Source organism: Terrabacter sp. P5_B1 (genome assembly GCF_056400505.1).
The window spans coordinates 1-11,596 of the sequence record NZ_JBFULD010000109.1 but is presented as its reverse complement, the minus strand read 5'-3'; the positions used below and the strand labels follow the sequence as shown (position 1 = coordinate 11,596).

At 71.8% G+C, this 11,596-nt stretch carries 15 protein-coding genes; 1 reads left to right on the top strand and 14 read right to left on the bottom strand.

Annotated features, from left to right (window positions below):
- The 7 genes from AC1DP0_RS09965 to rplS form a co-directional block, all read right to left on the bottom strand.
- A partial coding sequence (locus AC1DP0_RS09965) for a YifB family Mg chelatase-like AAA ATPase (RefSeq protein ID WP_478084177.1) occupies nucleotides 1–1,292 on the bottom strand: 1,292 nt, incomplete at its 3' end.
- Entirely contained in the window at nucleotides 1,292–1,657 is a 366-nt protein-coding gene (locus AC1DP0_RS09960) for a YraN family protein (protein WP_478084175.1), read from the bottom strand. The genes AC1DP0_RS09965 and AC1DP0_RS09960, both read right to left, overlap by 1 nt.
- Nucleotides 1,658–1,768: 111 nt before the next feature.
- Complete coding sequence (locus tag AC1DP0_RS09955) at nucleotides 1,769–2,089, bottom strand: DUF2469 domain-containing protein (RefSeq protein ID WP_030146655.1); 321 nt, start codon at nucleotides 2,087–2,089, stop codon at nucleotides 1,769–1,771.
- Entirely contained in the window at nucleotides 2,086–2,856 is a 771-nt protein-coding gene (locus AC1DP0_RS09950; protein ID WP_478084173.1) for a ribonuclease HII, read from the bottom strand. The genes AC1DP0_RS09955 and AC1DP0_RS09950 overlap by 4 nt, the downstream gene beginning before the upstream one ends.
- A gap of 17 nt (nucleotides 2,857–2,873) precedes the next feature.
- Nucleotides 2,874–3,758, bottom strand: coding sequence for a signal peptidase I (gene lepB / locus AC1DP0_RS09945; protein WP_478084171.1), 885 nt, complete (start codon nucleotides 3,756–3,758; stop codon nucleotides 2,874–2,876).
- Nucleotides 3,758–4,444 carry a signal peptidase I gene (gene lepB, locus AC1DP0_RS09940; protein WP_478084169.1) on the bottom strand — a complete coding sequence of 229 codons (687 nt, stop codon included), beginning with the start codon at nucleotides 4,442–4,444 and terminating at the stop codon, nucleotides 3,758–3,760. Before lepB (AC1DP0_RS09940) ends, lepB (AC1DP0_RS09945) begins: the two co-directional genes overlap by 1 nt.
- Nucleotides 4,445–4,588: 144 nt before the next feature.
- Nucleotides 4,589–4,963, bottom strand: a complete 375-nt coding sequence (gene rplS, locus AC1DP0_RS09935; protein WP_478084167.1) for a 50S ribosomal protein L19 — start codon at nucleotides 4,961–4,963, stop codon at nucleotides 4,589–4,591.
- A gap of 239 nt (nucleotides 4,964–5,202) precedes the next feature.
- On the opposite strand from rplS, the gene AC1DP0_RS09930 reads away from it, so the two are divergent.
- Nucleotides 5,203–5,961, top strand: coding sequence for an ABC transporter permease (locus AC1DP0_RS09930; protein WP_478084165.1), 759 nt, complete (start codon nucleotides 5,203–5,205; stop codon nucleotides 5,959–5,961).
- 10 nt (nucleotides 5,962–5,971) lie between these two features.
- Here the strand turns inward: AC1DP0_RS09930 and trmD are convergent, their stop codons facing one another.
- The 7 genes from trmD to AC1DP0_RS09895 form a co-directional block, all read right to left on the bottom strand.
- The gene (trmD, locus tag AC1DP0_RS09925; protein WP_478084164.1) at nucleotides 5,972–7,162 is read right to left on the bottom strand and encodes a tRNA (guanosine(37)-N1)-methyltransferase TrmD; all 1,191 of its coding nucleotides are present in this window, start codon (nucleotides 7,160–7,162) and stop codon (nucleotides 5,972–5,974) included.
- A gap of 59 nt (nucleotides 7,163–7,221) precedes the next feature.
- Nucleotides 7,222–7,749, bottom strand: coding sequence for a ribosome maturation factor RimM (gene rimM, locus AC1DP0_RS09920; RefSeq protein WP_478084161.1), 528 nt, complete (start codon nucleotides 7,747–7,749; stop codon nucleotides 7,222–7,224).
- 128 nt (nucleotides 7,750–7,877) lie between these two features.
- Complete coding sequence (locus tag AC1DP0_RS09915; protein ID WP_030146663.1) at nucleotides 7,878–8,120, bottom strand: RNA-binding protein; 243 nt, start codon at nucleotides 8,118–8,120, stop codon at nucleotides 7,878–7,880.
- A gap of 2 nt (nucleotides 8,121–8,122) precedes the next feature.
- Entirely contained in the window at nucleotides 8,123–8,644 is a 522-nt protein-coding gene (rpsP, locus tag AC1DP0_RS09910; protein WP_478084160.1) for a 30S ribosomal protein S16, read from the bottom strand.
- Nucleotides 8,645–8,835: 191 nt separating this feature from the next.
- Nucleotides 8,836–9,804 carry a GNAT family N-acetyltransferase gene (locus AC1DP0_RS09905; RefSeq protein ID WP_478084158.1) on the bottom strand — a complete coding sequence of 323 codons (969 nt, stop codon included), beginning with the start codon at nucleotides 9,802–9,804 and terminating at the stop codon, nucleotides 8,836–8,838.
- 4 nt (nucleotides 9,805–9,808) lie between these two features.
- Nucleotides 9,809–10,897, bottom strand: a complete 1,089-nt coding sequence (locus tag AC1DP0_RS09900; protein WP_478084156.1) for an amidohydrolase family protein — start codon at nucleotides 10,895–10,897, stop codon at nucleotides 9,809–9,811.
- Nucleotides 10,898–11,103: 206 nt separating this feature from the next.
- Nucleotides 11,104–11,298 (bottom strand): hypothetical protein, encoded by a 195-nt coding sequence (locus AC1DP0_RS09895; RefSeq protein ID WP_478084154.1) that lies wholly within the window; start codon nucleotides 11,296–11,298, stop codon nucleotides 11,104–11,106.
- Nucleotides 11,299–11,596: the final 298 nt, after the last annotated feature.

The following is an 11,596-nucleotide window of genomic DNA, read 5'->3' as shown; positions in this document are numbered from 1 at the left end:
CGCTCGCCCTGCGCCCCGCGGGCGGCCGCCACCCGTGCGGCCACCGAGGCCGTGGGCTCGGCCGGGGCGGCGCCTGCCAGCGAGAGCCCCGGAGGCTGCACGTGGACCTGAAGGTCGACCCGGTCGAGCAGTGGCCCGCTCAGCTTGCCGAAGTAGGCCCGACGCATGAGCGGGGTGCACGTGCAGTCGAGGCCCTTGCCCCACCCGTTGCCGCAGGGGCACGGGTTGGCGGCCATCACGAGCTGGAAGCGCGCCGGGAAGGTGACCGTCTCCTGAGCCCGGGCGATCGAGACCGAACCGCACTCCAGCGGCGTGCGCAGCGCCTGGAGGACGCCCTTGTCGAACTCCGGCGTCTCGTCGAGGAAGAGGACCCCGTGGTGGGCCTGGGTGATCGCACCGGGGCGGATGCGTCCGCTGCCGCCGCCGATGACCGCGGCCTGCGACGCGCCGTGGTGTGGGGCGACGAAGGGTGGCCGGGTGATGAGCCGCGCATCGTGCCCGGACCCGAGTGCTCCGAGCACCGAGTGGATCGCCGTGACCTCCATCGACTCGGCCTCACCGAGCGCCGGGAGCAGCCCGGGCAGCCGCTCGGCCAACATGGTCTTGCCGGCGCCGGGCGGACCCGCGAGCAGCAGGTGGTGCCCTCCGGCAGCCGAGATCTCGAGAGCGAGCTTGGCGTCGGCCTGGCCCACCACCTCGCTCAGGTCACGCACGGGCTCCGGTGGCGGTGCGGCGACCAGCGGAACCGGCACCTCCGCCACGCCACGTCCCTTCCCGAGGGCGGCGTAGCGCCGGACGAGCTCCGTGACGTCGGCCACCGGGTGCACCTGCACGCCGGACACGAGGCGCGCCTCGCCCGCGTTGGCGACCGGGACCACGACATGCCGCACCCCCACGAGGGAGGCCGCTCGCACGAGCGGCAGCACCCCCGGCACCGGACGCACGGTGCCGTCGAGACCGACCTCGCCGATGTGGACGACGTCGCGCACGACGCCGACCTGGACGAGATCCATCGCGGCGGCGACGGCGATGAAGATGCCGAGGTCGAAGCCGGTGCCGACCTTGCGCTCTCCCGCCGGGGACAGGTTGACGGTGACGCGGCGCTGGCTCACCGGCATCTTCTCGATGAGGGCGGCTGCGGCCTTGATGCGGTCGGAGGACTGCTTGACGGCCGAGTCGCCCAGGCCGCTGATCGCGAAGCCCGGCAACCCCGGGGTCACGTGTGCCTCGACGTCGACGACGAAACCGTGCACCCCGCGCAGCCCGACCGATGTCGTGCGCCCGAGCCCCATCAGCACACCGCCCGTAGGTGCTCGAGGTGGGCCCGACCGGTCGGCGGTCGCAGGATGGAGATGACGTCGATGCGCAGGGCGAGACCGCGCACGAGATCGGCGTGGTCGTCGCGCCAGAGCCCGCCGAGCCGCCGCAGCCGACGCTGCTTGCTCCACGTCACCGCCTCGAAGGGTGCGCCGTAGGCCTCCGTCGTGCGCGTCTTGACCTCGCAGACGACGAGCTCACGGCCGTCGACCGCGACGACGTCGATCTCGCCCCGCACGCACCGCCAGTTGCGGTCGAGGATCGTCAGGCCCTGCGCGAGCAGGTAGCGACACGCAAGGCGTTCGCCGTAGTCGCCGAGGGCGCGGGTGGAGAGGTCCATGCCGACCACCCTCCCGGCGACCGGCCGGGCAGGACACCCGTCAGCGCCCGGCTGTGGACGGCATACGTCGTGGGCGAGGGGGTGTGGACGACGCGGCGGCGCCGCAGGGCGTCAGCTGAAGTCGCCGCTCTCGGGGAGCTTGATGTCGGGCTTTGGCAGCTCCTCGACGTTGACGTCCTTGAACGTCACGACGCGGACGTTCTTGACGAAGCGCGCCGGGCGGTAGATGTCCCAGACCCACGCGTCGGCCATCGTCACGTCGAAGAAGACCTCTCCGCCGTCGCTGCGCACCTTCACGTCGACCGAGTTCGCGAGGTAGAAGCGTCGCTCCGTCTCGACGACGTGGGTGAAGAGGCCGACGACGTCGCGGTACTCCTTGTAGAGCTGGAGCTCCATCTCCGTCTCGTACTTCTCGAGATCTTCCGAACTCACCTGATCGCCGTCCCTGTCTGCTCTGCCGTGGCGGGCTCCGGAGCGAACGTCTCCGTGCCCTCATTCAACACCTCGACCGGGCCGCCCACGTAGACGCCGGGCAGGCGCCACGAGCGACGGTGCAGCTCGCACGGCCCCAGGCGCGCGAGGGCATCCATGTGCTCGGGGGCGGAGTAGCCCTTGTTGAGCGACCAGCCGTATGCCGGGTGGTCGCTCGAGAGGGCCACCATCATCTGGTCCCGCTCCACCTTGGCCAGCACGCTCGCGGCAGCGACCGACGAGCACTTGAGGTCGGCCTTGATCATCGTGGTGACCGGCGGGGTCGTCGGCCCCGATTCGTGGGCGAAGGCGAAGAGCCCCATCTCGGTCGGTGCCGTCAGCCAGTCGTGGTTGCCGTCGAGGATGACGAGGTCGGGCACGACACCCAGGGCGCCGAGGGCACGCAGACCGGCCAGGCGCAGCGCCGCCATGATGCCGATCTCGTCGATCTCGTCGGCGCTCGCGTGGCCGACCGCGTGGGCCACGGCCCACCGTTCGATGCGCGGCACGAGCACCGTGCGGGCCCGCTCGGTGAGCAGCTTGGAGTCCTTGACCCCGATCGGCGCCGAGCGCACGGTCTCGTCGATCACGACGACGCCGACGCTGACCGGGCCCGCGAGCGCACCCCGACCGACCTCGTCCATGCCGGCGAGCAGGCGGTGTCCGGAACGCTGCAGGGCACGCTCGACCCGGAGCGACGGTTTCTTGGAGGGTGCAGGACGTGCCATGGTGCGGGGCGCGCCGGTCAGCCGGCCGCTGGCTTCGTCGCCGACGCGCTCGACGTGGCGCCGTGGCTCGGGTTGACCGTGGACTTGGGCGCGGGCTTGGTCGACGGAGTGGTGGCCGTCGGGACCTGCGAGAAGGTGCGCGCCGGCACGCCGAGCCACGTCACGTGGTCGATCGGCCAGACGACGAAGAGGGCGCGGCCGACGACCTTGTCCATCGGCACGGAGCCCGTGGCCCCGGTCCCGTCGTCGTGCCAGCGGCTGTCGGACGAGTCGCTGCGGTGGTCGCCCATGACCCAGATGCGACCGGCGGGCACGGTGATGTCGAACTTCTTGCCCTCGCTGGGGAAGTCGCCCGGCTTGACGTAGGGCTCGGTGATCTCGACGCCGTTGACCTTGATCTTGCCGGTGTCACCCTCGGCCTGGACGTGGTCGCCGGGCAGGCCGATGACGCGCTTGATGAGGTGGTTCTCCGAGTCCTCGGGAAGCAGCCCCACGAAGACCAGCGCCTCGTGGAACGGGCCACCGACGGTGCTGTGCGTCTCGCCGAGGCCGCCGAGCCAGGGGCTGGGCACGCCCGGGTCCTCGAAGACGACGACGTCGCCACGCTTGAGGTCGAAAGGGCCCGGCGTCAGCTTGCTGACGATGACGCGGTCGTCCTTGACGAGGGTGCTCTCCATCGAGCCGGACGGGATGTAGAAGGCCTGGAAGAGCCAGGTCTTGACCACGAAGGAGAGCGCCATCGCGAGGACGACGACGATGACGAGCTCCTTGATGCCGGCGAGGACCGTCGCGCCGAAGCTGCGAGGCTCGTCGTAGTCGTCGTAGTCGTCGTCGAGGTCGTCGGTGTCGTCAGCAGGGCGCCCGCGCGTCGGGTCCTCGGGGCGTCCGGTGTACTGCGACATCACTCACCATTTCGTGGGACGGGTGCACTTGCATCGACAGGACCGAGCCGATCGAGCGGCCAGTATCGCACCCAAACCTTGCCGACCACGTCGTCCCCCGGCACCATGCCGCCACCCGGGTCACCGAGGTGGGCGCGTGAGTCGGCAGACGAGCCCCGGTTGTCGCCCATGACCCAGAGCCGGTCCGGGGGGACCGTCACGTCGAAGGTCAGGTTGCTCGGCTTCTCGCCCGCCGCGATGTACGGCTCGGTCACGGCGACCCCGTTGATCTCCAGGCGCCCGTCCGTCGCACAGCACCGCACGTGGTCGCCGGGCAGGCCGATGACACGCTTGACGTAGTCGGTCGGCTGCCCCTGGCCGGCGAGGCCGTGGACGGAGTCGACGAGCGACTCGAGGATCCCGCGCTCGGGGACCCGGACGTGGAAGGCCCGGGACGCGTCGAAGACGACGATGTCGCCGCGGTGGAGGTCGGCCGGCGAGGTGGTGCGAGTGACGAGGATGCGGTCGCCGACGAGCAGCGTGTCCTGCATCGACGAGCTGGGGATGCCGAACGGCGTCACGAGGAAGGCGCGGAGCACGACGACCGCGAGCACCAGCAGCGCGGGACCGAGCAGCCACCGGTGGCGGTGCGCGGCGGCAGACGCCCGTGACCGCCGTCTGCGCGATGTCGACGTTGACCTCGACATCGACGTCGACGTCGACGGCCCCGGCGGACGCGACGAAGGCGCGGCCGACCCCGTCTCGGGGGGCGTCCCGGATCTCCTCCGGACGCCCCGCTCGGGGTCCACCGCGCCTCTCGTGCCTAGACGGACGACCGCGTCAGCAGGTCGTCAGCTCTTCGCGCCGGCCTTGGCCGGGATGCTGTCGCGCTTCTCGCGGATCTTGGCGGCCTTGCCGCGCAGACCGCGGAGGTAGTAGAGCTTCGCGCGACGCACGTCACCGCGGGTGACGACCTCGATCTTGTCGATGACCGGGGTGTGCAGCGGGAAGGTGCGCTCGACGCCGACGCCGAAGGAGATCTTGCGGACGGTGAAGGTCTCGCCGATGCCGCCACCGTGGCGACGGATGACGACGCCCTGGAACACCTGGACACGCGAGCGCGTGCCCTCGATGACCTTGACGTGGACCTTGAGGGTGTCGCCGGCGCGGAACTCGGGAACGTCCGAGCGCAGCGACGCGGCGTTGATCTCGTCAAACGTGTGCATGATGCTTCGCTTTCCTGGGTGCCACAGGCCACTCGTCACAAAGGTGTGGGTCGCATCCGTCGGGCCGCGTCGAGTCACCGGTCGAGCTGGTTCGTGCTGGTGGTGCGGAGTGGTGACCCGACTCCCCCTGTGGCAGGGGCCGTCATGTGTCGGACGCAAGGAGCAAGTCTGCCAGAGCACCCGGCATACCAGAAATCGGCGGTCACGGCTCGGGGCGGGGCGTGCCCTAGCGTGGGCCCGTGAGCGTCTCCCCCGGCTGGCCCGTCTACCTCTGCCTCGCCATCCTCCTCGCCGTGACCGTGGTCGCCAACCGGGTCAGCGGCATCGGTCTCGAGCGGCATTCGGCGGTCGCCGGCGCCCGGGCGGTCGTGCAGCTGTCGCTCGTGGCGCTCGTCATCACCGCCGTGGTCGGCTCGTTGTGGTGGTCGTTCCTCGCGGTGGGCGCGATGTTCGCCACCGCCGTCGTCACGACCTCCAAGCGGGTGGGCGCTCCCCGCACGTGGCCCTGGGCCGCCGCCGCGATGGCGTGCGGCGTCGTGCCGGTGGTGGCCATCGTGCTGGCCACGGGTTCGGTGCCGCTGACCGGGATCGCGGTCATCCCCGTCGCAGGCATCGTCATCGGCAACACCATGACCGTGCACACGCTCGTCGGGCGGCGCACCTTCGCGGCCCTGCGCGAGGAGCACGGGCAGTACGAGGCGTCACTCTCGCTCGGGCTCACCGCGAGCCAGGCCATCGACGAGATCATCGCCAGACGGGTCCCCGAGGGGATCGTCCCGAGTCTCGACCAGGTGCGCACGTCCGGCATCGTCACGCTGCCGGGCGCCTTCATCGGCGTCATGCTGGGAGGCGGCAGCGCAGTGCAGGCGGCGACCGCCCAGGTGCTCGTCCTCTTCGCGATCATGGCGACGCAGTCGATCACGGCCGGGGTGCAGGCGACCCTGATCCGTCGGCGCCTCCTGCTGCCCACCGACCTGGGCACCGCTCTCGTCTCCTGAGCGGCGTCCTTCAGCGGCGGCGCTTGACGAGCGTGACGGCGCCCGGGACGGGCGGCTCCGCGTCGACGAGGCGGTAGCCCGCCTTCTTGTACATCCGCAGGTTCTCCGCGCTGCGGGCGCCCGTGTGGAGCGTGAACGTGCGTATGCCGTCCGGTGCCGTCGACTCGGCGTGCTCGAGCAGGCGTCGGCCGAGTCCGCGCCCCTGGAGGTCCGGGACGACGCAGAGACGCCCGATGGACCAGTCGTCACCCGGGGGCGACGGCCGAGACGTCCGTACCGCGCCGACGAGGCGGCCGCCGCTGCGGGCCACCCACGTCTGCGTCGTGTCGAGGCTGGCCCTGACCTCGTCGAGGCTCTCGTGGAGCGCCGGGATGTCGAGGGTGTGGTTGGCGACCGCCTCCTGGACCCAGCAGGCGCGCATCAGGACGGCCAGCTCGGGCACGTCGCCCGGCGTCGCGGCGCGGATGTCGACGTCCTGGTCCCCCGGGGCTCCGTGGGAGGCGTGGAGCAGGTCGGGCCGGCGGGCGGCGGTGCGCGCGAGCCGCTGCTCGTGGCGCCATGCCGCGATGGCGCCGTGGTTGCCCGACAGCAGCACCGGCGGGACCTCGCGACCGTTCCACGAGCTGGGCTTGGTGTAGATGGGGTACTCGAGCAGGCCGTCCTCGTGCGACTCCTCGACGAGGGACTCGGCGTTGCCGATGACGCCGGGGACGAGGCGCCCGACCGCCTCGACCATGGCGAGGACGGCCACCTCGCCGCCGTTGAGGACGTAGTCGCCGAGGCTGACGACCGAGACCTCGAGACCGAGGTCCTCACGCGCATGGTCGTAGACCCGCTCGTCGATGCCCTCGTAGCGGCCGCAGGCGAAGGCGAGCCACGGCTCCTGCGCGAGCTCGCGCGCGAGCGCCTGCGTGAACGGCTGGCCGCCGGGGCCGGGGACGACGAGCCGCGGCTTCGCACCCTCCGGGTTGCGCTGTGCGAGAACGTGGTCGAGCGCCTCGGACCACGGCTGCGGCTTCATGACCATGCCCGCTCCCCCGCCGTACGGGGTGTCGTCGACGGTGCGGTGGCGGTCGTGGGTGAAGTCGCGCAGGTCGTGGACGCGGACGTCGAGCAGTCCGTCCTCACGCGCCTTGCCGATGAGCGACAGGTCTAGGGGGGCGAGGTAGTCCGGGAAGATGGAGACGACGTCGACACGCATGGCCGGCCGCGCGGGGTGCGCCGGACGACCGGGGTGTGCCGGCCGCTGCTCGGGCACGGTCACTCGGTGCCCTCGCGGTAGWGGTCGAAGAGGCCGGGCGGCGGGTCGACGACGACGTGGTCGTCGGCGACGACGGGCACGATGCGCTTGACGAACGGGACGTATGCCGTGACCCCGTCGGTGAGCGTGACGACGAGGCGGTCCTGTGCCGGGCCGATCTCGAGCCCGCTCACGGTGCCGACCTTCTCGCCGCTCCTGTCGCGCACCTCGAGACCGACGAGGTCCTCCTCGTAGTAGGCCTCGTCCTCGGCCTGGGGGTCGGACTCCGGCAGCACGAGGCGGGTGCCGCGCAGGCTCTCGGCGCCGGTACGGTCGGGGATCTCCTCGAAGGTGAGCAGCCAGATGCCGCGGTGGACGCGTGTCGACGCGATGGTGAGCGCCGTCGGCACGCCGGACCCCGGCTCGGCCTCGGTCGCGACGATGGTGCCGACGGCGAACCGCGTCTCGGGGTCGTCGGTGTGCAGCTGGACGGTCACCTCTCCCAGCAGACCGTGGGGTTTGCCGATGCGGGCGAGCACGACGTTCATGGGCCGAATCCTCTCAGTTCTGGCGACGGCAGGAGACCAGTGGCAGCAAGCCGCTGCGGGAACGCGAGAGGGGCGCCCCGGCAGATCCGGGGCGCCCCTCTCGGTGACTCGGCTGGAGTCGTCGGCGCTCAGCGTGCGCGGTCGGTGTCGACGATGTCGACGCGCACGTTGTTGTTGCCCGCGAGGGCGCCGACGACGGTGCGCAGCGCGCTCGCCGTGCGGCCGGAGCGGCCGATGACGCGGCCGAGGTCGTCGGGGTGGACCCGGACCTCGAGCAGCTCACCGCGACGCAGCTCCTTGCGGCGCACGACGACGTCCTCGTCGTGGTCGACGATGCCCTTGACGAGGTGCTCGAGCGCCTCCTCGAGCATGCTCAGGCCTCGGCCTTCGCGGTGTCGTCGGCAGCAGCCTCGGCCGGAGCCTCGGTGGCCTTGTCGTCGGCCTTGTCGTCGGCCTTGTCGGCGGCCTTGTCGTCGGCCTTGTCGTCGGCCTTGTCGTCGGCCTTCGCCTCGTCAGCCTTCGGCTCGGCCTTCTTCGCGGCCTTCTTGCGCGGCGTCGGGCCGTCGGTGCCGGCGTCCTTCTTGCCACCGGCGGCGGCGACCGCAGCCTCGTAGAGGTCCTTCTTCGGGGTCTTCGGCTCCTTGGTCTGGAGCTTGCCSTCGTCGACGATCTTGATGAGCGCGGCGACGGCCTCCGTCGGCTGCGCGCCCTGGCCCAGCCAGTAGTGCGCGCGCTCGATGTCGATCTCGATGAGCGACGGCTGCTCGGTGGGGTGGTACTTGCCGATCTCCTCGATGGCACGGCCGTCACGCTTGGTGCGCGAGTCCATGACGACGACGCGGTAGTACGGTGCACGGATCTTGCCCATGCGCTTCAGACGGATCTTGACTGCCATGGTGGCGGTCTCCTCAACCAGTAGTGAGCGCGGCGAGACCGGCTGGGTTCAGCCGGGGTGCCGACGCTCGGTGTGTAGGCGTCCGGTCCAGCCGAGAGGGGGCCGGACGGGTACAGCCCTCCATTCTGCCAGACCGGAGGGGGTGCTCCGGACACGGGCCCGGTGAGGACGCGCGTATGCCGCCCGCGCCCTCAGGCGTGGGCGGCACGCACCGCCAGGGCGTGGCGGACGACGTCCCGCCGGGAGACGCCGGGGCCACCCTCGATGACCGGCACCCCGGAGGGCTCGCAGCCCGCACGAGCAAGGCCCGTCCGCAGCTCCGGCCCGTCCAGCCGACACTCGACGACCCCGCCGACCGGCGACACACGGAGCAGCTCGAAGAGCGTTGTCGTGTCCGCGACGACGGACGACGAGAAGAGCGGGACGCCGAGCTCAGCGGCCACCGCCGCGGCAAGGCTCGGGCCGCCGTGGCGCAGCAGGCCGGCACCGCCGACGTCCGTGAGGTCACTGGCGTCCGTGGCGGCCGCGGCGGCCCTGACGACACAGACGATCCGCCGGTGACCGTGCGAGCGGTAGGGCACGGACGGCCAGTCCGACGAGAGCAGGGTGAACCGGTCGTGGTCGCGCCAGGCCCGTCGACCGTCGAGGCCGGGCAGGTGGAGGAAGTCCCGCGAGAAACCCTCGTGGACGAAACCGAGCGACCGCACGAGCCCGGCGGAGCGGTGGTTGGCGGGCTGGATGTTCGCCTCGACGCGGTGCAGCCCCATCCCCTGCGGCGGGTCGGCGAAGACGAGGTCCAGCGCGAGCCGCAGGCCTTCAGCGAAGAGGCCGCGACCGGCATACGGGTCGTAGGAGTCGTAGCCGACCGTCGCGCTGCGGAAGGCGCCCCCGACGACGTTGGCGACGTTGATGCGACCGACGAGCCCGTGCGAGCCCTCGGGCTCGAGGGCGTGGACCATGAACGTGCGGTAGGTCGGTGACTGGTTGTCGAGGACCAGCGGCAGGTTGTGCGGGTCGGGCATGGCGAAGTCCGCGAGGCGCCGCTCCGAGAGGGTCACGGCAGCGGCATACGCCTCGATGTCGGCCCGCGACGGCGGCCGCACCTGGACGCGCTCCCCCGTGGCGGTGAACGGCCGTGTGCCGGCGGCGGGCTCGGCCACGTCGTCAGCGGACAACGCGACCTCGCAGCACCACACCCAGCGGGTCGGCGACGACGGTGACGTCGGCGAGCGGGTCGGACGCGTAGACGACGAGGTCGGCGTCCTCGCCCTCGACGATCCCGGGTCGGCCGAGCCACTCGCGGGCGCCCCACGTCGCCGCGGAGACGACCTCGGCGTTCGTGAGCCCCGCCTTCGTCAGCTCGACCATCTCCTGCGCGACGAGCCCGTGCGGGAGGCTGCCGCCGGCATCGGTGCCGACGTAGATGGGCACGCCGGCCTCGTGCGCCGCGCCGACGGTGGCGTAGCGCCGCTCGTGAAGGTCGAGCATGTGGCGGTGGTAGTTCGGGAACTTCGCCTTGGCCGGCTCGGCGAGGTCGGGGAACTGGGCGATGTTGACGAGGGTGGGGACGATGGCGATGCCCTGCTCGGCGAAGGTGTCGATGGAGTCCTCGCACAGTCCCGTCGCGTGCTCGATGCAGTCGATTCCCGCGGCGGCGAGATCGCGCAGGGACTCCTCACCGAAGCAGTGCGCCGTGACGCGGACCCCCTCCTCGTGCGCGGCGGCGATCGCGTCGGCCACGGCCTGACGTGACCAGCTCGGGGCCAGGTCGCCGACGTCACGGTCGATCCAGTCGCCCACGAGCTTGACCCAGCCGTCGCCCCGGCGTGCCTCGAGGCGGACGAGGCGGACGAGCTCGTCCTCCTCGACCTCGTGGGCGTAGTTGCGGATGTAGCGGCGGGTGCGGGCGATGTGCCGACCGGCGCGGATGATCTTCGGCAGGTCCTCGCGCTCGTCGACCCAGTGCGTGTCACCGGGCTGCCCCGCGTCGCGGATGAGGAGCGTGCCGCGGTCGCGGTCGGTGATCGCCTGCTGCTCCGCCTCGTGTCGCGGGACGGCGCCGTGGGGGCCGAGCCCGACGTGGCAGTGGGCGTCCACCAGGCCCGGGAGCACCCACCCCTCGAGGGTCTGCACGTCGGCACCCCCGGCCGGTGGCGTGAACGACACGCGGCCGTCGACGACCCACAGCTCGTCGACKCCTTCGTCGGGACCGACGAGCACGCGACCGCGGACGTGGAGCACCGGTGCACTCATGGCTCCGACCCTAACCTCCGGCCGTGACCGTCAGGAGGACCGGCGCGAGTGAGCTCAGGCGATCGAGCCCACGACGCGACCACGGCGTGGACGGGGGCGCCCTGGGCAGGCCCAGCCACGCGGACGTGTGCCGCAGCGCCCGGCCGGGCACGGCAGCACACGTGGGCGGTCGGCTCAGCTACCGAGGAACGTCGACGTTCCCACCGTCAGCTCGGCTTCCACCAGATGGACAACCGCCACGTCAGGTTGGAGCCGACGGCGACACCGGCGCCGAAGCCGACGGCGCCCACGACGACCGGGATGACCCAGTGCCGCTTCTTCTTCGGGGTCGGCTGCGGAGGCGACGGGACGTCGTTGTCCGCTGTCGCGAGAACCGCGTCCGGTCGGGTGGTTGTAGTCATCGAGGGCCACCTTCTTCGGGGTATGAGTGATCTCCCTGTCCCACCACCATCGTCACCCTGGAGGCCGGCGCGCGCAGGCGCCGTGAGGGATGGTGCCGGAGGTCACACTGCGCCGGTCCGGAGGTCAGCTCTTGCCGAGGAACTTCTCGAAGCCCTTGGGCAGGTTCGAGGGGTCGAAGCCGGCCAGCGGGTCGGCGTCCTCGCCCTGGGCGCCGTTGGCACCCGCGGCGCCGAAGGCGTTCGCGGCYGATGCGGCACGGCCGGAGGCGGCCTTCTCCGCCGCGGCGCGCTCCTCGGC